This window comes from Shewanella sp. T24-MNA-CIBAN-0130 (assembly GCF_040310185.1).
In the GTDB taxonomy this organism is placed as follows: domain Bacteria; phylum Pseudomonadota; class Gammaproteobacteria; order Enterobacterales; family Shewanellaceae; genus Shewanella; species Shewanella psychromarinicola.
In genome coordinates this window covers 21,070-46,884 of record NZ_JBEOPP010000006.1, presented here as the reverse complement: position 1 = coordinate 46,884, position 25,815 = coordinate 21,070, and the positions used below count along the sequence as shown (strand labels likewise).

Sequence of the window (25,815 nt, the reverse complement as noted above, 5' to 3'; positions counted from 1 at the left end):
ATGTTATTTAGCTATGTTGATCAATGTATTAGATTACTCATCACTCAAACGCTTTATTGTTTGTCAGGTTTGATACCGAAGCAACATAAAGCGGTCATGGGCTGCTATAAAAACAAGTTTGCAGATAATAGCAAATACTTGTTTCTCCATTGGCAAAGACAACAAACCATTACCGCGATTTGGATATCGGGTGATAAAGCACTCATTAAGCAGTTAACACAACAAGGCTATTTAGCTTATTATCGTTGGTCTTTAATGGGCGTTTTTCATGCATTAACGGCTAAATACTATATTTATAATAGTTATATTGGTGATATTAATCAGTACTTTGCTAAGGGTGCTATTAAAATTAATTTATGGCATGGTTCACCATTAAAACAAATCGAATTTGATATCAGTAATGGACCGTTACACTCGGTTTATCATCCATCGACATGGGCGCAAAAATTAAATGCTAAAGCCTTGTATCATCAACAGTACGTCAAACCCGATTTCATGCTTGCTGCCAGTGATACGGTGAAAGGGCTTTTTCGCACTGGCTTTAAAATGACAGACGAGCAGTTTCTCTGTTGTGGTAATCCTCGTACCGATTATCATCGTTATTATCAAATCAATAATCATCAAACACCATTTACTAATCAAGAGGTTAAAAACGTTATTCTTTACGCGCCGTCATGGCGTGATTCAAGCTTAACCAATGACAATAATAACATTTATGCTGAGGCCATTAATTTTAAAGCCTTGTCAACACAATTGATCGATCAAAACCAAATACTATTACTGCGATTACATCCAAATGAAGCGCATTTTGCGGCTGAACTGGATCAATACCCTAATATCATCAATATTACCGAATGGGACGACATATACGGTATTATCAACAAAATAGATTTACTGATCACTGACTACTCATCGATTTACATTGATGCATTACAATACAAATGCGATATCGCTTTTTTTCCATTTGATAAGGCGCACTATCACAGCGAATGCAGAAGTGAATATTCTTATGTAGCGAAACTTCCTGCTGCTGGGCCCAGTGTTTATAACTTTGCCGAGTTGCAAAATATGCTCAAACACATGGCCGTCAATGCTGAACCCTCATTAAATGTAGCCGACTCATCAAGACAAGCGTTTTGTAGTCCACAAACAAGACAAGTATTAACTAATACATTTTGGCAACATTCAACCAATGCATTAGATTGCTTAGATGAACTGGTAAAACAAGGCCAACACGAAGCAATAAAAAAGCCCGCATAAATGCAGGCTAAAGGATCATTTCAATGTCAGACTTACTTTTTACGCCATGTGGTGCCGCTTGGTCCGTCTTCTAAGATCACACCTAGTTGATTGAGGCGATCGCGGGCGACATCAGCTGCGGGCCAATCTTTTTCGGTGCGGGCGCGGTTACGCTCGACAATAAGCGCTTCAATTTCTGCCACTTCATCATCACTGCCCTCACCTTTAAAGAAAGCATCTGGTGTTTGGCTGATAATTCCCAGCACACCCGCTAATTGCTTCAAACGCACACCTAATGCAGAGGCGGCAGTCATATCGGTTATTTTAAGACGGTTAATTTCACGTACCATCTCAAATAAAACCGAATACGCTTCAGGCGTATTAAAGTCATCATCCATTGCCAACTTGAACTTGGCCACAAACGCTTCAGCAGGAGCTGCGTCGACGGTTAAGTCTAAGTCTTTAATCGCCGTGTATAAACGCTCTAATGCTGAACGAGCTTGCTTTAAATTATCTTCAGAATAATTTAACTGGCTGCGATAATGACCGGATAATAAAAAGTAACGTACCGTTTCAGGATCATAATGCTTAAGCACATCACGAATGGTAAAAAAGTTGTCTAATGATTTAGACATTTTTTCACGGTCAACCATCACCATTCCGGTGTGGATCCAATAATTTACATAAGGCGTATCGTGGGCACAGCAAGACTGAGCAATTTCATTTTCATGATGAGGAAACTGTAAATCAGAGCCGCCACCATGAATATCAAAATGTGAGCCCAAATGTTTACTGTTCATGGCTGAACATTCAATATGCCAACCAGGACGACCAGGTCCCCAAGGTGATTCCCATGTCGGCTCACCGGGTTTTGACATTTTCCATAACACAAAATCCATCGGATTATGTTTGGCATTATCAATTTCAACTCGAGCACCCGCTTGAAGTTGATCAAGGTTTTGACCTGACAACTGGCCATACTCAGGAAACGAGGCAACACTAAATAAGACATCGCCATTACTGGCGACATAGGCATGTTTTCGGTCCAGTAAACGCTCAACCATATCGATAATTTCTTCAATATGTAACGTTGCCCGAGGCTCAAAATCAGGTCGCATCATATTTAATGCGTCAAAATCTTTATGCATTTCGGCAATCAAGCGCTCAGTAAGTGACTCACAAGATTCATTGTTTTCAGCTGCCCGTTTGATGATTTTATCATCAACATCGGTAATATTACGCTGAAAATTCACCTCATAACCTAGGTAACGTAAATAACGTACTATCATGTCAAACGAAACAAAGGTACGCCCATGACCAATATGACATAAATCGTAAATGGTCACGCCACAGACGTACATTCCGATTTTACCTGGATTTATTGGTATAAATTCTTGTTTATCACGGCTAATACTATTGTAAATCTTTAACATCGAATGGTCTCTTTTACACTAATTTATAACGGGAAATATTAATTCAGATTCTACCATGATGTCACCTGTTTTGAACAATGCACTTTAAGCGGCACTTAAGATAAGTTAGAATCGCGCAAATCAATTTTTTCAAGTGAGATAACATGATTACTTTACATACCAATTTCGGCGATATTACTTTGCAACTAAATGCAGAAAAAGCGCCTATCACTGCCGCTAACTTTATGCAGTATGTTGAAGATGGCTCTTTTGATGGTACGATTTTCCACCGTGTTATTGACGGTTTTATGGTCCAAGGTGGTGGTTTCACTGAAGAGATGAGCCAAAAAAGTGTTAAAGCATCAATCAAAAACGAAGCTAACAATGGCTTATCTAATCGTAAAGGCACAGTTGCAATGGCGAGAACGTCTGATCCGCATTCAGCAACGGCACAATTTTTCTTTAACGTAAATGATAATACCTTCCTTGATTTTAAATCAGAAACCTCTCAAGGCTGGGGTTACTGTGTCTTTGGTGAAGTCGTTGAAGGCTTAGATATTATTGAAAAAATCAAGAATGTTGCAACCGGTAACAATGGCATGCATCAAGATGTGCCATTAGAAGCCATTGTGATCAAAAGCGTTAGCGTTAAAGCGTAATTGTGAAAAAAACAATCTTTGTGGGCGATTTGCACTTGAGTGTTGATCGCCCCGATATTACTCAAGCCTTTGTGTATTTTCTAAACCATGGTTTAGACAATACCGAAGCGCTTTATATCATCGGCGATCTATTCGAAGTGTGGATGGGTGATGATATTGCAGAACCCTTTAGTGTTGCCATAGCGGAGGCAATCAAAACGGTATCAGACACCCTACCAGTGTACTTTATTCATGGTAACCGTGATTTTATGGTTGGCAAACAATTTTGCCAACGCGCAGGTATGAAAATATTGCCTGAGGTGTATTGTATCAACTTGTACGGTGTTAACACCGTGATTTTGCATGGTGATAGCCTTTGTACACTTGATATTGCTTATCAGCGATTCAGACGCTTTCGAAGTTTTGGACTTGTTCGCTGGGTTTACGCCCACTTACCTAAAAAGACCCGCTTAAACATTGCCGCTAAAATTCGTCAAACAAGTGTGCAAGACAATCAGCACAAACACCACAAAATTATGGATGTTGAGCCAAGCGCGGTCACAGCACTACTAGCAAGTACTGGCTGCCAACGAATGATCCATGGTCATACACATCGGCCCGCGATTCATCAGCTCACAGCTCAAGAACAACGTGTGGTGGTCGGTGATTGGTATACTCAAGGCAGCGTGCTAAATGTCAGTGATAAAGGTTGTGAGTTAGTAACATTACCCTTTTCCGCAACAAACTAGGCTCACTTGAAGGTATCAGAATTGATATCAACTGTGAGTCTTGGTTTATATAGCGCCATTATTGATTATTGAGGCGGTATTCCACTGTGAAAACGAAACTCTGTATCTACTGACAAAATTAACTGCATTTCTTTTTCTCGAAAATAATTAATTCGTTCACTAATATCTTTACCTGCTACAACCTCAGCAAGAGCTAAATAATCCTGATAATGCCGAGCTTCTGAACGAAGTAATGAAGTGTAAAACTTAGCTAGGTCATCATCTAAGTGCGGCGCAAGCTTGGCAAATCGCTCACACGAACGCGCCTCAATAAACGCACCAATAATCAACTTATCAATCATGGTCTCAGGCTCATGAGTTCGGACATGAGAAATTAATTGTTTGGCATAACGGCCTGCGCGAATATTACGGTAGTCAATACCGCGTGCAGACATAATTTGCAGGACTTGTTCAAAATGATGAAACTCTTCTTTGGTAAGGCGCACCATTTTACTCATTAAGTCAGCACTATTGGTTAATTCGTTGTTGGCGACTAATTCACTGGTGATATCATTTTTTTTACTATCACGAGCCAGAAATGCTTGCACATTACGGTCTGGTTGATAGATAAAATCCTCATAGGGTTTTGCCCAAGCCTTTAATAAATGTGAACTACTTTTATCAATCGCATATTTGCGGATCATTAAAATAGCCGTTTGAGCAGCCTTAAGCTCGCAGTTGCAATGGTCGATCAACAGTGGCGTTAATTGTTCAGGTTGTTTTGCTTGTTCAAGCCAACTGTTTGGGGTCTCACAACCTAGAAAGTCATAAATAGGGACCAGTAATTGCTGCATAAGATGGATAATCCTTTCAAAAAAACTAAGGTTATTTTACCTATATAACGATCTTTTCTGAAGTCAAAAACGTAATACCACTTGACGAATGTCTATTTATGTTCAATAAATAAGCTAAGCATCTTATTTTAACGATTTTGTAACAGATGCAATCGATCACCTTAAATGATGACTCTACATTGGGATAGAGTCATAACTTAACAACATAGATGTTGGCAATGAAACCATCTCAGTGTGATGCCAACACAATAACGCCTGTTGATAAGTAGATGTGGACTGATTAAGGCGGTGGGTAAAGAGCTGTAGTCAGTTCGTCGTTGTTTGGCGAACTAGGTCAGAAAATGCTAAACAAGGATAACTATAATGGTATTGAATCACTTAATGGGACTGTACACTCATCCGAAACAAGAGTGGCAAAAAATTGAAAAAAATCATGAAGCGCTAAAAAGCAGTTTGAGCCATATACTGCTTATCGCACTTATCCCGGCAATTTGTGCTTATTTTGCAACGGCACATATTGGTTGGAATCCTGGCGTTGGAGAACCGTTATTTCTTACATCACAAAGCGCACTACTGATGTCAATTGCGATGTATTTTGGTTTAATTATTGGCGTTTTGGCGCTTGCTTATTTAGCCTTTTGGATGGGTAGGACGTTTGATGCAGATCCAACCTATACACAAGCTCTTGAATTAGCATCCTATACTGCGACGCCCCTGTTTATGGTCGGTCTAGCCGCACTCTACCCTGTACTATGGTTCATTATGGTGATCGGACTAATTGGCTTATCCTATTCGGTTTATCTTCTGTATGCAGGTGTTCCTATTATTATGAATATCCCTGAAGAAAAAGGCTTTATTTACGCAAGCTCAGTAGTGACCGCTGGTCTGGTGTTATTAGTCGCACTGATGGCAAGTAGTGTGATTTTATGGAGTATTGGCTTAGGCCCAATGATGCAATAATTTATTGGTAACTTATTATGAGTTATTGATTATTGATTATTGAAAAAATGATATAAAAAAGGCGCATTCAGCGCCTTTTTTTACTAATTACCTTGATTACGCGAAAGTATCTCGTAACGGTACGGTTAAGTTAAACACTAAATGTTCAGCGCTAGAATCTTTACTGTCAGCACAGAAATAACCTTCACGCTCAAACTGGTAGGTTTTTTCAGCCGAAGCATTGCCCAAACTAGGTTCAACCAGTCCCTTGACCACAGTAAGTGAATTGGGGTTAAGGACTTCATCGACCGTTTCAAAAGCCGCAGGATTTACATTGGTAAATAGACGTTCATACAAACGAAACTCAGCAGGTTTCGCTGTTGATGCCTCAACCCAATGAATAACCCCTTTTACTTTACGACCGTCAGCAGGATTTTTGCCTAAAGTATCTGCATCATAGGTACAATAAACCGTTGTGATATTACCATCAGCGTCTTTATCACACCGATCTGCTTTGATAATATAAGCATTACGTAAACGGACTTCTTTACCTAAAACCAGTCGTTTAAAATGCTTATTTGCCTCTTCTTTAAAATCTGCGACGTCAATAAATAGCTCACGCCCAAATGTCAGCTCACGAGTTCCCATGGTTTCATTGTTTGGATGAGCAGCAGCAATAATGGTTTCGGTTTCAGTATTCGAATAGTTTTCAATGACGACTTTTATCGGTCTTAACACTGCCATTGCTCGAGGAGCATGCTCATTAAGCTCTTCACGGATACAAGCATCTAACATGCCTACTTCAACCAAATTATCTTGCTTGGTGACGCCAATACGTGAGCAAAACTCACGAATAGATGCAGCCGTATAACCACGACGACGCAAGCCCGCAATCGTTGGCATTCTTGGGTCATCCCAACCGGTGACGAGTTTACGTACGACTAGATCATTCAACTTACGCTTAGACATCAGAGTATATTCAAGATTCAAACGCGAAAACTCATACTGACGCGTACGATCCGGGATTTTAAAATCGTCTAAATGATCCAATACCCAATCGTATAAACGACGATTATCTTGAAACTCTAACGTACAAATTGAATGAGTAATATTTTCAATCGCATCTGAAACACAATGGGTAAAATCGTACATAGGATAAATGCACCATTTATCCCCCGTTTGATGATGATGGGCAAAACGTATACGGTAAATAATAGGATCACGCATACACATAAAAGGCGATGCCATATCGATTTTGGCGCGCAGTGCACATTCGCCTTCTTTGAATTCACCTTTACGCATTTTTTCAAACAGCGTGAGGTTTTCTTCAATACTGGTATCACGATAAGGACTGTTTTTACCCGGTTCTTTTAATGAACCCCGGTATTCTCTTGTTTGCTCACCATTTAAAAAACAAACGTAAGCAAGCCCTTTAGTAATTAACTCAACAGCATACTGGTGTAACTGCTCAAAATAATTCGATGAATAACGGATATCGCCAGACCATTCAAAGCCCAACCAGCGCACGTCTTCCTGAATAGAATTAACATAATTGATGTCTTCTTTTTCAGGATTTGTATCATCAAAACGTAAGTTACACTGACCTTGATAATCTTTGGCAATACCAAAATTTAAGCAAATAGATTTAGCATGGCCAATATGTAAATACCCGTTAGGCTCTGGTGGGAAACGAGTATGTACTTGGCTATGCTTACCGCTTTTTAGGTCTTCGTCTATGATATTACGAATGAAGTTACTTGGACGTACTTCGGTGTCCACATGACTCATGGAATTCCTCTTGGCGCACAATGGCAATATGAATAAAAATAGATGATCCTACAGAACTTAAGTAGTTACAACTACTAGGATCGAAAAAGTTAACCTTATAAAGCAAATAAACCCAGCAAAGCTGGGTTTATGGTTTAAATCAAACAGGATTAAGGTTAACTATTCCGTGATAATGCGTATTCCAGGAATAATTTGTTGGGCTTTTCTGCCTTTTTTATTTAACCAGAGATAAAACCCAATCAATGCCACAACAAAGAAACCGATCCAACTGGCAGACTGCAACGGATGTTGAGTAAAGGTCGCGCCTTGGTAAACCACGGTCGCCGAACCATAGGCGAGTGAAAACGTCCAAATTGCAGCAAAACGAGCCCATTTAGCACCAAACTCATGAACCAAGGCCCCCATAGCGGCCACACAAGGCGTATAAAGCAAGATGAATAACAAGTATGAAAATGCCGCTATCTGACTTTTAAAGCCTGTTTGAAGCGCACTGAATGTGGAGGAATCAACAGACAATGCCATCGCAGCTTCATCTAAATCAGTAATACCCGCTATTGCAATTGATAATGGGTCACCTGGCTCTATGCCTAATAAATTTGCCGGAACTGTGGCTAAGCCTATTTTGACGCTATCCCAAATAGACACAAGTTCTACGTCATCACCATCGACGGTGCTGTATAAACTATTTAACGTCCCAACGACAGCTTCTTTAGCAAAAATGCCGGTAATAATACCCACTGTTGCCGCCCAGTTATCTTGCTCAATCCCCATTGGACTAAAAAAGGGTGTGATTTGTTGACTCGCAGCGCTGAGTAATGATTCTTTACTATCTTCATGCCCAAAAGAGCCATCAGTACCAATAGCATTAACAAAGTTAAGCAGCGTCACCACAATAATGATGGTTTTACCCGCGCCCATAATAAAGCTTTTAGTTCGCTTAGTTGTGCGAGAGAACACCGCTTTAGATTTAGGCATTTCGTAACTTGGTAGCTCCATAACAACGGCACTGCTTGTACCTGGCAATACCGTTTTACGCAGTAATAAACCAGTACCAATCGCAGCAAAAATACCAATGATGTAAAGTAAAAACACCAAGTTTTGACCCGACTGTGGAAAGAATGCGGCTGCGAATAACGCATAAACAGGCAAGCGAGCACTACAAGACATAAACGGTGCCATCATACCTGTCACGATCCGCTCACGCTCACTGCCTAAGGTTCTCGTTGCCATAATGGCAGGAACGGAACAGCCAAAACCAACAATCATCGGCACAAAGGCTTTGCCCGGCAAACCAATACGGCGCATTAAACCATCAACGACAAAGGCTGCACGAGCCATGTAACCAGACCCTTCAAGTACCGAGAGGGCTAAAAATAACGCTGCAATAACCGGTATAAACGTCGCGACCGTTTGAATACCTTGGCCAACACCGCCAGCTAAAATCGTCACTAGCCAATCAGGTGAGCCCATTGACGACAGCAAAGCCCCAAAATGATCAACAAAAATGGCACCCGCGGTAATATCAAACAAGTCAATAAATGCATTACCCACGTTAATACTGAATAAAAACATCAGATACATAACAAACAAGAAGATTGGGATGCCCAAAACGGGGTGCAACACCACCTTGTCGAGTCTATCAGTGGCACTAACATGTGTACCTTGACTGACTGAAGCTTCAAACACCTGTTGCACAAAATCGTAACGTGTCGTCGCGATCATAATATCAATATCTTCACCAGCTTGCTCTACCCGCTGGGTACATTGTTGTACCGTGTCGTGTAATTGCGTTTCACTGGTACCACAGCCATTTCCATGACTGTTGGCTAAAATAGCAAGGGCTTGTCCGCGGCTTAACTCAACAAGACCTTGGCTGTCATTTTGCTTCTGTAAAGCTGTGACACTTGCCTCGATATCAGCATGATACTGCAGTAATAACGATGATGTTGTGTCGCCTTTTTTCAATAATGCCAATAATTCAGTCTGTAGATGTTCAACATCGGCTTGCTTACGTGAGCAAATTGCGACGACTGGACAACCAAGTCGTGCCGACATGTCATCTGCATTAATATTGATCCCCAGCTTTTTAGCTGCGTCAATTTTGTTAATGACAACAATAACCGGAATACCTAACTCACGTAATTGGGTGGTTAAATACAGATGACGCTCAACGTTTGTGGCATCAACTAAGTTGATAATGGCGTCCACTTGTTGATTTGAAAGATAGGCCTGGGCGATTTGTTCATCTAATGAACAATCGCAGCTATTACCTGCGGGTAATAAATCATATATGCCCGGTAAATCGGTAAGAAAAACATCAGTACCAGAGTAACTAAGCTTACCGGTTTTCTTTTCTACGGTTACACCCGACCAATTGCCAACCTGCTGGCTTGCACCTGTAAGTGCATTAAAAAGAGTCGATTTACCTGCATTGGGGTTACCCACGGTGACACAGTGAAATTGTTTAGTCATTTTTTAGAACTACCTCGATAATATCGGCTAAATCACAACGCATACATAATTTACTGCCACGTAAATCTAACTCAACACCCGAGCCCATAGGGGCTCGACGTATAAAATGAAAACGAGTGTTGGGTGTAATGCCCATAGATAACAATTTACGTTTGACAGTTTGCGGTAACGTTAATTGACCGATTTCAGAGATAATCGCCTGATCACCAGGCTTAAGTTCACTCAGCTTCATGTAACACTACCTTCAACTACATTAATAACGTTAAAATTTTATATGAACTGAAACAGTTAAACTCAAATCTAGATCAAAGTTTCACTTGTTAACGAGAATTGTTTTCAGTTGTATTACGCATTATGTGACAAATGCCCGTTAGAATATAGTACAACGAAGATTTTATTTTAACTTGCAAGCCAGAATGAGAAAAAAGGGCTACTCTCTTTGTGCTGTTAGTAATCCCATGCAGCAGTCATCTGACCATATTCCATCAATGCAGCTATTCTGTCTTAATGTTCCCTCAAGAATAAAACCAACCTTCTCTAGTACCTTACGTGATGCGGTATTTTCTTGAGCACAAATACCAATGTATTTATGCATACTAAATTGTAACGCCCCCCAATCCGTTAAGGCTTGCAGGCTTTCACTTGCAAACCCTAAACCTTGCTGTTCTGGTGCTACAAGGTAGCCTACTTCGGCGCGTCTTAATTCTGCATCGTCGCATCTAAAACCAATAAGCCCCACAAATTCATTGGTGTCGATCCGTTCAATAACGAGAGATAACCAGTCTCCAGATCCAAATTGCCATATCGCTTTGCGCTGCTCAAATTTAGCAACAATTTCCGATTCAGATTCAATACTTCGGATATGTTGATTGATACCCTTATCACGATGTAAGCGTAGAAAATGCTCCCAATCTTTACTTTGTAAATGTCGTAATTTCAAGCGCTCACTATAAAGATTTATTTGCATACATCCTCTCTTAGTTCATTAATAAAAATGGCAGCCTAGGCTGCCATTCGATATCACATAATCACTACGCGCTAGCTGCGGCTAGTGACTTCAAGTAAATGAAAACCAAATTGAGTTTTTACCGGACCTTGAACCGTATTTAATGGCGCGCTAAACACCACTTCATCAAATTCTTTAACCATCATTCCAGGACCAAAAGAACCTAAATCACCACCTTGCGCCCCAGATGGACAAGAAGAGTTTGCCTTAGCAATCTCGGCAAAGTCTGCACCAGCTTCGATCTGTTGCTTGAGTGATTCGCATTGATCTTGGGTGCTTACGAGTAGGTGTCTAGCCGTTGCTTGTACCATAATATCGCTCCTAAAAATGTAATATTAAATAAAAATAACACTAACATAACGACAAGGTGATGACATAATTAAGTCACCACACCTGTTCGTCATTTATTTTGCTGATTCAGCTTTAATCCAATCGGCAATTTTGTTTTCCATCACGGCCATCGGTAATGATCCTGATGTTAACAATTGGTCATGAAAACCTTTAAGATCAAATTTGTCACCAAGGGCTTTTTCTGCATCGGCACGTAATCTTAAAATAGTCAGTTGGCCCACTTTATATGACAAAGCTTGACCAGGAATAGCCATGTAACGCTCCACTTCAGCAATGATATCCGACTCCGCCATAGGCGAATTGTCCTTCATATATTGAATTGCTTGCTCACGACTCCAACCTTTTGCATGAAGCCCCGTATCAACCACTAATCGCATTGCCCGCAACATTTCATCTGATAACTTACCAAAGTACTGATATGGATCGCTAAATACGCCCATCTCAACACCTAAGTATTCTGCATACAGTGCCCAGCCTTCTTCAAATGCGGTATAACCCTGGAAACGTTGAAATTGTGGAACGTCAGTTAACTCTTGCTTAATCGAAATCTGAAAATGATGACCAGGTGCTGCTTCATGCAAAGAAAGGGTTGTCATACCCCATTTAGGTTGTGCTTTTAAGTTGTAGGTATTGATATAAAAAGTACCCGGGCGAGAACCATCCACTGCAGGTGATTCATACGATGCACCAGCGGCAGATTTTTCGCGGAAACTTTCCACAGGTTTTACAATATAATCCGCTTTGGGCATCACATTGAAATACTCTGGTAAAACCTGATTAATATGATCTTTAATCGTCATATAACCATCAATAAGATCTTGTTTGTCACTAAAAAAATACTTTGATTCTGACGATAAAGAAGCAAAAAAAGCGCTTAAATCGCCTTTAAAACCAACTTGCTCTCTTACCGTGTCCATTTCAGTTAAAATACGAGCCACTTCAGACAAACCAATTTGGTGGATCTCATCCACGGATAGGGTTGTTGTGGTGTGGCTATTGGCTAAATGTTGATACCAGTCTTTACCATTTGGCAATCCCCACCAACCATCTGAAGCACGAGAGTTCGGCAAATAGACATTCTTCACATAGTCACGTAACTGAGTCAATGCAGGTAATAACTCAGTATTGATAAGTTGTGTATATTCGATAGTTAATGCTGATTTTTGTGCGTTTGTAAAATCGTCAGGTAGCAAGGTTATTGGCGAATAAAAAAAGCTACTTTCTGCATCTGCAACAAGTTGGGCATCTAACTGAGGAATAATGCGTTCGACAAGCACTCGAGGTAATACCACTTTACTGGCAATACCTTCATCCATCCGCTGCTGTGCAAGCTTAGTCCAGTTAATAAAACCCCGTAATCGTAATAACCAATTCTGGTAATCTTTAACAGTCTTAAATGGTTGAGCACTCTCACCGCTTCCCAGCTGCACCATGGTAAATACTGTGCTAGAAAACTGATTAATAGGTAAGAAATACTCTGGATAGGTTTCGCCTATAAGCGCCATGTTACGATCATAAATGAACATGTCGTAACTCAATTTAAGTGAAGCAGGAAGCTTCTCAACATCAATGGTTTTAGCTTGGCTAAAGTAATGACTATTCAAGTCATGACGGGCCGCTAAGTACTCTTCAGTTAATGCACCACCAAATTGGTCATTATAATCGTTAACCCCAACAAAGGTGGCATAAATGGGTTCAAGCTTTAACTGAGCATTAAAAAAATCATCAACCATCGCTAAATACTGCTCTGAAGCAGATTGAGGCATAACGGCGGCGCTAGACTTTGAGGTCTTTTCAGACGTAGAAGAAACCGTCGAGCCTTCTGAACAACCTTGAGTGGCCAATAGTAAGGACACCGTTAACGCCAACAATGTTTTATTCATTATTATTATTCCTTAACACAAATTAACTCACGCCTTGTTACCCTAATAGAGTCAAAGGCTTAATATTAGTGGTCTGATTTATCCCATTGCAGCGATTCAATCTAAATGAAAAAGTCTTAAAATCGACAAGTTACAACCATTGTATCTTTGGCTAGCTTTACAAGAAACAAAACTTCAACAAAAAACACACAAACTAACAATTAATAGTACCCTAACGTCGCTCGGTAGATTTCACGCTGTAATATTCAACCTATTCACACAATAAAATAAGCGGGCCAAAAAAATGACTCTATTATTTTTACTAGCTAATAAAAAAGCCCCTAAAAGGGGCTTTTTAAATCAAGCTTAGATTAAAGTGTTACGTTGTGAATACGGGCTTTTTCTTTGATGTAAGAAATATAGCTCTTAGCACTACGTTCAGTCTTTTCATCTTTTGCGGCAAGTAGTGCACGCTGATAAGCAGACTTGTACTTTTTAAGGCTTAAGTATGATAAAGCTAACTCAAATTGAGCTTCGCCAGGATTATCAATGCCTGCATCAAGTGCTTTTTTAAGCACAGGAATGGCATCTAGATACTTTTGGTCTAAAGAAAGGATGCGACCTTGTTTTAAAAACAAATCACCCTCGTTGTTAACAGCAGCTGCTTTACCATAATAGTAAGCGGCTTCTTTTAACTCTTTAGCATTATGATAAAAACCAGCAAGTGTTGAAAAACTCTTCTCGTTTTCAGCAATAAGGCCTGACTTCATGTGCTTTTCAAAAATCGTAGCAGCTTTATAAGGCGCGCCTTTTTGAGCTAACAATTGAGTCAAACGAGTAATGTTACTGTCTGTCTCTAAAAAGCCATTCTTGTATGCCAAATCGTATGTTGCGAGTGATTTATCATAGTTTTCAGTCATCAAGTAAAATTGAGCCAACTGAACCCAGAGACGTTTATCGTCTTGGAACAACGGCACCATAGTTTCTAATACTTTTACGGCTTCATTGTACTTTTTCTGGTTAAAGTAAGCAGTTAACTTCATCTGATACAGACCTTTATCAGGTGTTTCAGATAAAGATAATCCCTTATCAGCAACTTGAAGCACTTTATTCCATTCTTTTAACTCAGTGTGGGCAATACCAATTCTGCGATACATTTGCGCATCAGAGTTACAGGTAAAGTCCATCCACTTATAATAATATGGAATTGCTTCTTTAAACTTTTTTTCTTGTAGTAACAAATCAGCATACAAACGCATTGTTGCAGCATGATCGGTACCACCAAGAATGTCAGCATCTACAGCAGTCTTTAAAAACTTGATAGCTGTTTTCATCTGACCTTTTTCAGCATAGAAGTTACCTAACATACGATCGACATACGCTTTGTCGAAATCGTTTCTAGCATTAGCTTCAAGCAAAATTGCAATTGCTTCGTCTAAATTACCTTCTGTATACGCTTTAAAAGATTTTTGAACTTTTTTTGCAGCGCTATCGCCCACAGCACGAGATTGACGGGTGTCAATTTCACACTTTTCAGCAGCAACTACAGAGTTAGACAGCAATGCACTTCCACAGACTGAAAGTAATAACACTGTAGCGATACTAGTAACTTTACGCATTATCTACCTCCCTTTCTCTAGTGTGAAGTCAAGCTGTACTTTCATACCTGTTTGTTTTAATGGCTTACCATCAACAATCTTTGGCTTGTATTTCCATTTTTTCAATGCACGAATTGCTTCACGATCGAATAAACGTCTAGGTTCAGCCTTGATAATAGAAACATCATCGACACCACCGAGTTCGTTGATTGTAAAGCTAAGTTGAACCCAACCCTCTTTACCATCACGAGCAGCAGCAATCGGATACTGAGGCTCAATACGAACAATAGGGGTAGCATCACCATCGCGGGTCATCATGTTACCGAGTTTAAAACCAGTACTGGGCCCACCAGATTCTATACCACCCATATTGAACGCCATATTGGTATCAATATTAGATGATGTATCAGGCGGAGTAGTATCCGGCTTAGGCGGCTGCTCCGGTGGTGGAGGTGGCTTAGGTGTAACCCTTGGTTTTTTCTGTGCCTTCGAATCCTGTTTATCCATCGTAATTTCAATAACAGGGGTTTCCTCTGAGTCAGCGTTGCGTTGTGCACCACCACCGACCAGAAAAGCCATGAAAGCAAACAGCCCAAAAGTCACTGCAGCACCAATGATTATTGATACGAGTGCTCTTAGCATATTAGTCATTCCCCGCTGATACTGAAATTTTGTCAATACCGGCCGCTTTAACGTTATCAAGTACTTTAACGACTAAACCATGTAAAGAGTCTTTGTCTGCTTGAATCAATACAGCTGCTTCAGGTGCTTCAGCTAACATACGCTCTACGTTAGCCGTTACACGTTCGATATCAACCTGACGGTTTTCCATCATAATGACACCATTTTTGCTGATGCCAATAAAGATGTTTGCCGATGGTTTAGACGTAGCCTGTGACGCTTTCGGCTTGTTGTAGTCTAAGCCTGATGGCTTAACAAACGATGTTGTTACAATGAAGAAAATCAGCATGATAAACACGATGTCTAGCATCGGAGTCATATCAATTTGCGCTTCCTCTTCCATAGTGGAATGCTTCTTACGTGCCATGTTCAATCTCTCTCTAATGGTGAGGCATGCTGTCTTTTAGCTTTTCTAAACTGATTCTCATTTTTGAGTCTAAACGCGTGCTAAAGAACACACCCGATAGCGCCGCAACCATTCCTGCCATTGTCGGCATTGTAGCCATAGAGATACCAGCAGCCATTAAACGAGCATTACTCGTCCCCTGAATTGCCATCACATCGAATACTGAAATCATACCGGTTACAGTACCTAATAAACCAATCATTGGACAAATGGCTACTAAGGTTTTGATTAACAGCATACGTGCATTCAAATCTTGTCTCGCTTGGGATATCCAAGCTTCACGGATACGGTGAGCATGCCAAGAAGTTGTCTCTTCTCTTGCTTCCCAAGAGGCTATCACGGCTTGATGTTGTTTTGGTGATATCCAATTTAGATACCAATAACGCTCAAGCATTAACACCCACATCAGGAATAGCACTGCTGCAACCAACCAGAGGACATCGCCTCCCGAGGCCATGAAGCCCCTGACGGAATCCCATACGTCCATCAGGATTAGCATCATTAGTCAGCCCTCTTCTCAGCATGTTCTGCAATAATACCAGCACTTTGCTCTTCAAGAATTTGAACGATAGACTTACTACGAGCAACTACGATTGCGTGTAACAGCATTAGAGGCAATGCAGCAATAAGACCTTGAACAGTAGTAATAAGCGCCATAGAAATACCACCAGCCATCAATTTAGGGTCACCAGTACCGAATAATTGAATAGATTGGAAGGTTGCGATCATACCGGTAACCGTACCCAATAGACCCATCATAGGAGCAATAGCCGCAATCACTTTGATAATTGAAATACGCGCTTCTAAAGCGGGTGTTTCTTTTAAGATAGCTTCATCAAGTTTGAGTTCAAGCGTTTCAACATCAACGTCTTTATTCGATTGATATACTTTTAAGATACGGCCTAGAGGATTGTTGCCAGGGTTTTCGATGCTCTTACGCTGACGATTAACTTTACCGCCAACAAGAGTCAGAGTCACTAAACGCTCAACAGCAATTAACGCACCGATTGCTAACAAGGTAAGAATGATATAACCAATAGTACCACCGGCTTCTAAACGATCTTCTATACTAGCTTTATTAGTAAAGATGTTTAATAACACGCCGCGGGCCGGATCGATATAAAAAGGAGCGACACCTGAAGTGGTGTTCTCCCACGAATCAACAGCGCTCACTTGGTAGCCTTCAGGCTGCTGTGATAATTGCTGAATTAAACCAAGATCAGGTTTGTAAACAACATATTTACCTTCGGCCGTTAAGTTAAAAGGACCGACGCGGTGAATAGCAGTATTCACTACGCTACCGTCAATGGCCGTAACATCACCATCGAATTTAACAACTTTACCTGACTCAACCATTTCAAATAATTGTGCTTCCCAAAATTGCTCTAACTCTTCAATTTTAGGCAGTGATTTACGTGCACCTAGTTCAGCAATAAAAGTATCGCGACCAGGGTACTGAGCACTGATGTTAGACGCGGCTAGCTTACCAGAAAAATCACCGGCTTCGCCTTTAACAACACCAAACATCTCACCCAAGTCACCTTGAGCAGTTTTTAAGTCTTCTTCTAACTGAGCAATTTTACGCTCGTTATCTAAGAAGGCTTGGTTTAAATCTTTACCGCGTTGCTTTTCAGCAGATAAAGCATCTTTTTCACGTTTAAGCAATGCGGCTTTATCACCACGCTCAGCCTGAAACTCTTTTTCACGCTTAACGTTTGACTTACCTTCGCTAGCTCGGTCTGCTTTAACTTGTTGTAACAATTGGTCGATAGTTTTTGGTGCATCTGCAGCATAAACCATACCAGCTGTTAAAGAGAAAGTTGCAGCCAGTAGCACTGATGTAATTAACTTCTTCATTATTGTGCAGTCTCCGCAGCAGGAATTGGTAATGCGAATAGGTCTAATGCGCCTTGCTTACGAGCAATACGAATACCTTTCGTGATGTCGCGTAGATAGCTGTCTTCTAACTTATTCCAGGTTTTCGCATCAGCATCATACATCCATGCTATTTTCTGATCTAAACTCTGGGCATAGAGAGCAACACGGCCTAAATTAAAGAAATCAACTAAGACTTCTTTGCCGTCTAGGTCTAGCTTACCTGTATGAACTGCAACAAAATTACCATACTCACGCTCAATGCTATAAGCATCAAGTATTAGACGATATTTCTCTGCCAATGTAACTTCTGCGGTATTAAGGATATCTTTTAGATTTTCAACTCGGTTATGACGAACTTCCGAATTAAAAGGTAAATCTAAATTAACAAACTGCTCTAAAGCATCGACCATTTTAAACATTAATGGCACAACACCCTGGCGAAGTTTATCTACGCCGTTGATATCAGTCTGAATTAAATCTAGTGAATTTTGTTGATCAGCTACTAAGCCCGCAACGTAATCATTGTATGATGTCAGTGATTCACGCTCATCAGCAACGTTGCTATACTCAAAAAGCATGTCTTGTGCTTGGTCGAAATATTTGTCGACTTTCTTTTGTGACGCAGCTGATGCAGCATTAAGACTGCTATCGGCTTTTTGAACCTCAGCGAGAGGGCCTGCAACAACGAAGTTGCTACCAGCTAAAGCCAGAGCGCCAACAAGTGCAGTAGCGATTTTTGTTCTATTGCTTACCTTGGACATAGTTCCCAACCAATTTGAAGTGAATTAAAAAGTTCAACTCTGCAAAATAACCTTGATCTAAAATTGTTAATCAATGTTACTTCAACTAAGTACGTCTTTTTCTTGTGATTGTTAGTTTTTCTTCCCTTTTCTACACCGGTTAAAGTGTAGACCCGCTGGCATCATTTCACAAAATGTCGACCTATGTCAACATTTACAAAGTTTAAAAACTACTGGAAAGAACAGTTAAAGCGGTCAATGTTGACGAAAGGTTAATAATCAAACGTCTTTAACATAAATGCGTGATAATTTAATGCTAATATAAAAAAATTATTTGTTTTCATTCAGTTAGTTACAAAAATACGGCAACACAACTTTACCTTCTATTTATCTACTTTCTAATTGATAAATAAATTTTGTAGCATGTAAATACCAACTTAAAACTTCATTTTGTTCACTTTTAAGTACTTTAAGTTCATTTAACATCATATTGTTTTGGTAGAGTTTATCGACAAAGATTGCCAATTTAGATTCATCAAAAGAAGCATTGATCAATTCAGTTAATCGTAGTCTTAACGTTTCCATTTGTATTGTAATAAATTCAATAAATTGCAATTTTTTTGTAACAGGCCAAAATAAGCCGGCCTTAAAAAATTCAGCCACAAAACGCATTAAATCAGAATCCTGGGCAGCGGCTTCATCGAAAACGACTAACAATTTAATCAAATGATTAATTTCTGCTCTAATATCTTCACATTTAGGGTCTTTCTTAATTCGCTCAACATCTTTTTGACTAGTGATATTGCCCATGGCATTGGCCATTTTAGTTAAACAATTAATCAGTAAATTAACTTCTTCTTTTTCTATTAAGGTTAAAATCTTTCTATTTCGGTTAAGGATCATTGAACGGCTATGATGAAAAACAATGCCAAACTGACCGCCATCTTTTAACACTCTAGTCGCTTCTTCAAGTGACTTTTCAACGTTTGAATACTCAAAACCAAATTGAGATATATAAAGGTCAACAGAATTTGATTCAAGAGGGAGTTGTTCACAGCGAGTATTAGACATTAAGGCTATGTCGATTTTATGGCCGTTTTGATTTTCCGAGTTAACTAAACTGACTTCAGCTAAATCTACACCAATCACTTTACCGGTTAACTCACTGGTTAATAATCCGTCACGCAATAAAAGAGGTAAAGAGCCATTACCCGTGCCAACATCGACTACCAAAAAATCTTCATTTAGACCATTAAATATCGGTTGCCAAACACTTTTCAATATCCCTTCATAATTACCTGATATTGCCTCACCGAATGAAGTTGTGTGTCCTTGTTGCCAATATTCACTCCAGTGATTATTCATTTGATCTCCTCAATTAATCACAACATATTGCTAAATAACCTCAACTCGAGATGGGAGATGAGGTAAATCGATAACAACGGGTTTATTTCAAGTCCACAATATCAAACTTGCCATTAGTTTTGCTAATAAGCCACATTTATGTGTTAATCGCGTGTCGATGACAAGTCAAAGCAACGCAGACCGCAGGACAAAGAGCGGTTTAATAATCGTTTATTATCCTAGCTGAGGGTTCATAATAGACTAAATAAAAAGGCTCCCGAAGGAGCCTTTCTTGTATCTAATTAATGAGCTATTAGAATTTAGAACTTAAGAGTATAACTTGCACGATATTCACGACCGTAGTTGTTATACAGATCAGCGTTATCGTATGTACCAAAAGAGCTCAACACTGGATCTTCATCTGTTAGGTTATTGATGCCTAACAGTAGTGAACCATAGTTACCCGCATCATACACATAACTTAGATTGTGGATTAACCAAGAATCTAAGTTACCTGTGTCATCATCTTCATAAGTAGAAGCTGTGTAGCTCATGTTCCAAGATACACGATGGTCACCCATGCTGTAGTTAGTGGTAAAGTTAGACTTATAGTCTGGTGAACCATTCCAACCAGCCGTATCAATCGCTTCACCGCCAGCTTCAACTTCTTCGATGTATTCTAGCACGAAGCTGTTGTTCCAGTTAAAGCCAATATCACCAATTGCTGTTTCAAACTTCGCGTTTAACGCGACATCTATACCAGTAATCTCTAACTTGTCAGTGTTACCGTAACCAGTACCAATTTCTAAAGCACGACCTAATGAACCATCCGTAGTTGGAGCACGGTTAACATAGAAAGTTTCATTTTCTTCCAGCGTACCCGCAGCAATACCACGCATTACGTTGGTGTTAGTACGTTGACTGATTACATCATCAATATTGAGGTTAAAGTAATCAACCTTAATACCGATGTCATCAATGATATCCCATGCTACACCAAAGTTGATGTATTCTGACGTTTCTGGACCTAGGGTATCGTTAGCACGAATGTAAGTATCGTACTGTTTTTCGCTACAATCGGCATCAGAAGTACCTGATTGTTGACAGAATGGATAATCTTTACCACTTTCAGCGCTGAATGTGGTTGCCGCATATAACTGATCTAATGCTGGAGCACGGAACGCTTCAGAGTACGACGCACGTACGACAACGTTTTCCAGTGCTTGCCAGCGAACAGAGGCCTTAGGCGCAAAGTTATTACCAAAATCACTGTAATCATCGTAGCGAGCCGCAAGGTTTAATTCAACGTCATCTGTTATCGGTAGAACCGCTTCATAGAACATTGCCCATACTTGACGATCGCCGCCTGCAGAGTTACCCGCGCTACCACCAATCAAGCCAGCTTCTGACTGAGCGTCATACACTTCACTATACTGTTGGTCAAAATATTCCATACCGACATAATGTGCAACGGCACCAGCAGGTAATTCAAACGCATCAAAACCAAGACCTGCACTGTACTGATCAAATGTGGCACGACCTTGAGTTAAGGTTGTAGCTTTCATATTATTGATGCCAGCTTCAGAACCTAAATCAATATCATTTGCTTGGTTATAAGCAAGACCGGCATAGCTTAAGTAGTACTCACCGATAGACTTGTTATCGGCGATATTGTGATGGTAGTAAACTTCCCACTCAGCATCGTTTAGTGCACTGATAGTACCGCGTAAACCGGTAAGGTAATCTTGGTTATAATCGTCTACGTTACCATCACGAGTACCAATACCAACCCAACGGAAGTAACCAGTAGTTTCCTCACCATATGGGTTATGCGGGTTGTCTGCAGCCATGCTATTCCAAGCTGCAGCTGGAGGCGCATAACGACCAAACGAGTTACCTTGAGTTACCATAACACGGCCAAACCATTCTACGTCTTCAGCAATTTCATAGTTAGCATCAACATAGACTGTATTACGCTCTGTAGAGGCTTTGTTATAAGAAACGTTAGCAAACGCATACATACAGTAAGTAGAACCAGCTCCACCCCAATCGTTGTCTGCTTTAACAGTTTGGAATACATTTGAACCGTATTCTGATTCTAAGTCATCACATAATAGTGATGCTTGAGTAGTAGAGAAATCAGGTGCCGCAACTGTTGCGCCATAGATACTCCAACCAGCAGTTTCTTCATAGGCTTGGATTTCACCATCACCATTGAAGTCTGTCATGCTTGCTGCCGTATATGGACGGTCTGCGTCAGAGATCCCTTTACGGTCTTGGTGGTCAAATGAGAAAGTAATGTTACCTTTGTCCATTTGATAACCAGCGACAACCGAGAATTCTTTACTTGTCAAACCACCGTCTTGGTCACGTGAGCCACCACCAACGTTGAATTCAATACCTTGATAGTTCTTTTTCATGATGATGTTAACAACACCAGCAATCGCGTCAGAACCATAAGTAGAAGATGCACCGTCAGTTAAAATTTCAATACGTTCTACTGCGGCCATTGGGATAGCGTTCAAGTTAGCAGATGCACCACCTAGCGTTGGTGAACCTGGGAAACGCTTACCATCGATAAGTACTAGGGTACGGCTTGAACCAGCACCACGTAAGTTAATCGTTGCTTGCGATTGTGCAGAACTACCTGAACGCTCAGAGAATGAACCGAAAGAGTTTAAGTTACTGTTACGAAGTGCGTCAGCAACTGTAAAGTTACCTTCCATCTTCATATCTTCCGTTGTAATTACGGTAACTGGCGAAGCGCCTTCAAGGTCAGAACGCTTAATACGTGAACCAGTTACCTCGATACGTTCTACTTTTGCGCCATCTTCAGCAGCAAAAGCTACTGGTGCAGCGAATGCAGTTGCAGTTGCAGCTACACCACCGATCAGTGCTAAGCGCACTGATTTAGCTAATACGTTCTTATGCATTGTCTATCTCCCTGGACTTTTATGTCTTTCTTATAATATTGACGACCATTTTAGGTGTCTATCGAATGAGGGCTTGCAACGAATTGACTACAAACACTCAATTGCAGGTGCAATAAAATCACATTTAATACAACTAATCAACATTTGAAACACCATAAGCGCAAAAGTTAATCAAATGTAACAACTAAAGCTGTTAATAAATATGAACAGAGAGTTTTTTTTATCAATTTAAACAACAGCTTGAAATAAATCATGTTCAAATAAAATAAATATCCAAATCCAAATAAAAAACCTAACATCATGTTTTGCTTTACGATTTCTTCGAAGTTGATATTTTTTTTATTATTATGGCGAACATAAAAAATGTTAACTGTTCATAATAGGGATAAGTAGCAGTTGTTTAACATTTTGTATCCGGCGGGATCTACCATAACTTTAGATAGTCAGATTTCAGCTATCAAACGATGCTTAATCCCCCTGTACTTAATAAATTGTTAATTAATACAAAGAAAAAGACAGCTCATTTTATCTCGCGCTAAAAGACATAAAGTAGAGGCTTAGGTTAGTAAACTTAAAGCAATATGAGTTGATTATTTACCAGTGAGTCAAAGCTATGTCCACACAGTTGCAAAATAGGCTCTGCGATGGGTTTAATTTGTTTACTAATGTAATATTCATAATCAATATTTTGTGGTTTTGCTTCAATGGCTTGGGCACCAGTAAGAGTCATGATGTAGCGGATTTGTTGACCTTTTCGAGTAACGTTGACGTCGCCTAAAATTTCACCAAGCTGTTTAGCCGCTTTTACATGGGGTGATGATTTAGCGGTATAATCTTCAACGTTGCGTCTTAAGCGCTTTTTAAAAATGAGTTCATCGTCTCTGGCACCATTGTTAATGGCCGCGATCTCATTGCTCAGGTAATCAATGATATCCTCACCTTTGAAAAACAGTTCATACAAATGATATTGCATCCTACGCGCTATCGGGCTCCAATCACTTCTCACCTGCTCCATGCCTTTAAAAGTCAGCTTCAATTGTTGCTCATCATTGAACACCGCACCGACATAACGCTTTTTGCTGCCTTCATCTGAGCCCCTAAGCGTGGGCATAATAAACTGTTCAAAATGTGTTTCAAATTCGAGTTCTAGATAACTGCTTAATTGGTATTCTTGTGCGCACCAATCAAGCCAACGTTGAGTAATTGATACCGACAGGTGTTTACCGACGGCTTGAATATCTTTGATGCCATGATTATTCCCTAACCACACAAATGTGGAATCAGTATCACCATAAATCACCTGATAGCCGCATTCTTCTATCCATTGTTTGGTCAGTTTCATTATTTGATGACCGCGCATGGTAATAGAACTGGCTAATTTTGCATCATGAAATACGCAGCCTCGAGAGCCAAGCACGCCATATAATGAATTCATAATAATTTTTATCGCTTGCGATAAAGGGGCATTTTTATCACGTTTAGCCCGCTCTCTTTGTTCTGCAAGGCTGGCGACTAATGCCGGTAAAATGGGCTTGTCCCGGCTAAATTTAGCGCCTAAATAGCCATCCACGGCGGTGGTATCATTATGTAAATTTGTCGCATGTAACCCTTCGACTAAGCCTTTAGGATCGATAAGGAATGTTCTGATAATCGACGGATACAGGCTTTTAAAGTCTAATACTAAGACATCTTTATAATAACCCGGGATAGAGGACATCACATAGCCGCCAGGGCTTTCTAACCCTTCACTTGCGGGGAATGCTGGTGCCACAAAGCCACTTCGATGTAAGTGTGGTAGATACAAATGATAAAATGCCGCAATCGATGCGCCAACGCGGCCAAACTCCAAGCCGGTTAACTTAGCGCGTTCAAGTGCAAAATCTAATAGTTGGGTTTTTTCAAAAATATCCCACACTAAGCGACAATCAGTCATGTTATAAAAAGCCAGTGCATTTTTATCTTGCTCAAACAAATGAGTAATTTGTTGACCACGATTTTCAACATGGTCAATGGCTTTACCTTCAGCCAATAATTGCCGCGAAACCGTCTCTAACGAAAAGCTATCAAATTGATAAAACGCGGCTTTAAGCCAATCAATACCATCTAAGACTACACGCCCAGGTAGAGATAATGTCTCAGGTCGATATTTGTCGGCCACTTTCCAACTCAGTTCGCTATTACCTCGGCCTATGATTAATGGAATTTGATGTAAAACACAGCGTTTGAACAACAAGGCTAAATCAAAGGTCACCACAGCCCAGCCGATAATAATATCGGGATCATAGTCGCTAAACCACGCAATTAATCGATGGATAAGTTCAACTTCATCCTTAACCCAAATGATAAAGTCATGACACTCTGGTTGTGGTTCGCCCACCATAAACACGCATTGATAATCGGCACCATACAAACCAACCGAATAGAGTTCGCCGGCAAAACTGCACTCAAAATCCAACGAAATCATCTTCAACGGTATCGAGGCAAGTGGGTTTGTGGGCATTTTTCTGGCACGATTAATCGATAACACTGGAATGGTTGAAGCGGGATTAACCTCTTGATAATGCCCTATGCATTCAATATCTAAGGCGATAAAACGCTCAATAAGGTAGCGTTGCTCAGGCCTTATATCGGCTTCAAATAAACTAATACCGACATCATTAGCAATGCGACTGAGTAATTTTAATTGCGTATTTGACTTAAGATACAAGGCACTAATGGGCTCATGGGCAAAGCTCATCAGTGATATCGATTGCGCTTTAAGCGCAAAACCGACGGTGTTAATTAATTGATTGACATCTTGTTGACGGCAAAAACATATCACCTCACTGTGATAAAGTTCAGCTAAGACAGGACCCTGAGCGGTTTTGATATAATACTGGAGGACTAATTGCCCATGACGATAAATGGCATGGCGAGTTAATACTTGTCCCATCACATTGGTATAAG

21 protein-coding genes are annotated in these 25,815 nt (G+C 40.2%); 4 read left to right on the top strand and 17 right to left on the bottom strand.

What is annotated here, in order from left to right:
• The gene (locus AAEZ02_RS03885; RefSeq protein WP_351122040.1) at positions 1–1,260 is read left to right on the top strand and encodes a CDP-glycerol glycerophosphotransferase family protein; all 1,260 of its coding nucleotides are present in this window, start codon (positions 1–3) and stop codon (positions 1,258–1,260) included.
• 32 nt (positions 1,261–1,292) lie between these two features.
• Here the strand turns inward: AAEZ02_RS03885 and cysS are convergent, their stop codons facing one another.
• Complete coding sequence (cysS, locus tag AAEZ02_RS03880) at positions 1,293–2,672, bottom strand: cysteine--tRNA ligase (protein ID WP_124013391.1); 1,380 nt, start codon at positions 2,670–2,672, stop codon at positions 1,293–1,295.
• A gap of 143 nt (positions 2,673–2,815) precedes the next feature.
• Here cysS and AAEZ02_RS03875 point away from each other — a divergent pair, with 143 nt between their 5' ends.
• Both AAEZ02_RS03875 and AAEZ02_RS03870 read left to right on the top strand, forming a co-directional pair.
• Complete coding sequence (locus AAEZ02_RS03875) at positions 2,816–3,310, top strand: peptidylprolyl isomerase (RefSeq protein ID WP_124013392.1); 495 nt, start codon at positions 2,816–2,818, stop codon at positions 3,308–3,310.
• 2 nt (positions 3,311–3,312) lie between these two features.
• On the top strand, positions 3,313–4,038 hold the full coding sequence (locus AAEZ02_RS03870) for a UDP-2,3-diacylglucosamine diphosphatase (protein ID WP_124013393.1): 726 nt from the start codon (positions 3,313–3,315) through the stop codon (positions 4,036–4,038).
• Between the two features lie 65 nt (positions 4,039–4,103).
• Here AAEZ02_RS03870 and miaE read toward each other — a convergent pair whose 3' ends face one another.
• Positions 4,104–4,871 carry a tRNA isopentenyl-2-thiomethyl-A-37 hydroxylase MiaE gene (gene miaE, locus AAEZ02_RS03865; RefSeq protein WP_124013394.1) on the bottom strand — a complete coding sequence of 256 codons (768 nt, stop codon included), beginning with the start codon at positions 4,869–4,871 and terminating at the stop codon, positions 4,104–4,106.
• Between the two features lie 363 nt (positions 4,872–5,234).
• Between miaE and AAEZ02_RS03860 the strand changes: the two genes are divergently transcribed.
• Positions 5,235–5,831 carry a Yip1 family protein gene (locus AAEZ02_RS03860; RefSeq protein ID WP_101030302.1) on the top strand — a complete coding sequence of 199 codons (597 nt, stop codon included), beginning with the start codon at positions 5,235–5,237 and terminating at the stop codon, positions 5,829–5,831.
• 96 nt (positions 5,832–5,927) lie between these two features.
• Here the strand turns inward: AAEZ02_RS03860 and glnS are convergent, their stop codons facing one another.
• From glnS to AAEZ02_RS03785, 15 genes are all read right to left on the bottom strand, one after another.
• A complete protein-coding gene (gene glnS / locus AAEZ02_RS03855) occupies positions 5,928–7,598 on the bottom strand; it encodes a glutamine--tRNA ligase (RefSeq protein ID WP_124013395.1) in 1,671 nt (556 codons plus the stop codon).
• A 159-nt stretch (positions 7,599–7,757) separates the two neighbouring features.
• Complete coding sequence (gene feoB / locus AAEZ02_RS03850) at positions 7,758–10,070, bottom strand: Fe(2+) transporter permease subunit FeoB (RefSeq protein ID WP_124013396.1); 2,313 nt, start codon at positions 10,068–10,070, stop codon at positions 7,758–7,760.
• Positions 10,063–10,302, bottom strand: coding sequence for a FeoA family protein (locus AAEZ02_RS03845; protein WP_011638067.1), 240 nt, complete (start codon positions 10,300–10,302; stop codon positions 10,063–10,065). The genes feoB and AAEZ02_RS03845 overlap by 8 nt, the downstream gene beginning before the upstream one ends.
• A 198-nt stretch (positions 10,303–10,500) precedes the next feature.
• The gene (locus tag AAEZ02_RS03840) at positions 10,501–11,037 is read right to left on the bottom strand and encodes a GNAT family N-acetyltransferase (protein WP_101030299.1); all 537 of its coding nucleotides are present in this window, start codon (positions 11,035–11,037) and stop codon (positions 10,501–10,503) included.
• 71 nt (positions 11,038–11,108) lie between these two features.
• Positions 11,109–11,387 (bottom strand): peptidylprolyl isomerase, encoded by a 279-nt coding sequence (locus AAEZ02_RS03835; RefSeq protein WP_101030298.1) that lies wholly within the window; start codon positions 11,385–11,387, stop codon positions 11,109–11,111.
• A 93-nt stretch (positions 11,388–11,480) separates the two neighbouring features.
• Complete coding sequence (locus tag AAEZ02_RS03830) at positions 11,481–13,310, bottom strand: DUF885 domain-containing protein (RefSeq protein ID WP_124013397.1); 1,830 nt, start codon at positions 13,308–13,310, stop codon at positions 11,481–11,483.
• Positions 13,311–13,660: 350 nt separating this feature from the next.
• Positions 13,661–14,908 carry a tetratricopeptide repeat protein gene (locus tag AAEZ02_RS03825; RefSeq protein ID WP_101030296.1) on the bottom strand — a complete coding sequence of 416 codons (1,248 nt, stop codon included), beginning with the start codon at positions 14,906–14,908 and terminating at the stop codon, positions 13,661–13,663.
• Between the two features lie 3 nt (positions 14,909–14,911).
• Positions 14,912–15,529, bottom strand: a complete 618-nt coding sequence (locus AAEZ02_RS03820) for an energy transducer TonB (RefSeq protein ID WP_101030295.1) — start codon at positions 15,527–15,529, stop codon at positions 14,912–14,914.
• Position 15,530: 1 nt separating this feature from the next.
• On the bottom strand, positions 15,531–15,935 hold the full coding sequence (locus tag AAEZ02_RS03815; RefSeq protein WP_101030294.1) for an ExbD/TolR family protein: 405 nt from the start codon (positions 15,933–15,935) through the stop codon (positions 15,531–15,533).
• A 13-nt stretch (positions 15,936–15,948) separates the two neighbouring features.
• Positions 15,949–16,476, bottom strand: a complete 528-nt coding sequence (locus AAEZ02_RS03810) for a MotA/TolQ/ExbB proton channel family protein (protein ID WP_101030293.1) — start codon at positions 16,474–16,476, stop codon at positions 15,949–15,951.
• Positions 16,476–17,831: a MotA/TolQ/ExbB proton channel family protein gene (locus AAEZ02_RS03805; RefSeq protein ID WP_101030292.1), complete on the bottom strand. Its 1,356-nt coding sequence runs from the start codon at positions 17,829–17,831 to the stop codon at positions 16,476–16,478. The genes AAEZ02_RS03810 and AAEZ02_RS03805 overlap by 1 nt, the downstream gene beginning before the upstream one ends.
• Positions 17,831–18,613: a DUF3450 domain-containing protein gene (locus tag AAEZ02_RS03800; protein WP_101030291.1), complete on the bottom strand. Its 783-nt coding sequence runs from the start codon at positions 18,611–18,613 to the stop codon at positions 17,831–17,833. The genes AAEZ02_RS03805 and AAEZ02_RS03800 overlap by 1 nt, the downstream gene beginning before the upstream one ends.
• Before the next feature lie 366 nt (positions 18,614–18,979).
• The gene (locus tag AAEZ02_RS03795; protein ID WP_124013398.1) at positions 18,980–19,957 is read right to left on the bottom strand and encodes a class I SAM-dependent methyltransferase; all 978 of its coding nucleotides are present in this window, start codon (positions 19,955–19,957) and stop codon (positions 18,980–18,982) included.
• Between the two features lie 299 nt (positions 19,958–20,256).
• Positions 20,257–22,869 (bottom strand): TonB-dependent receptor domain-containing protein, encoded by a 2,613-nt coding sequence (locus tag AAEZ02_RS03790; RefSeq protein WP_101030289.1) that lies wholly within the window; start codon positions 22,867–22,869, stop codon positions 20,257–20,259.
• 571 nt (positions 22,870–23,440) lie between these two features.
• Entirely contained in the window at positions 23,441–25,801 is a 2,361-nt protein-coding gene (locus AAEZ02_RS03785) for a DNA polymerase II (protein WP_124013421.1), read from the bottom strand.
• Between the last annotated feature and the right edge of the window lie 14 nt (positions 25,802–25,815).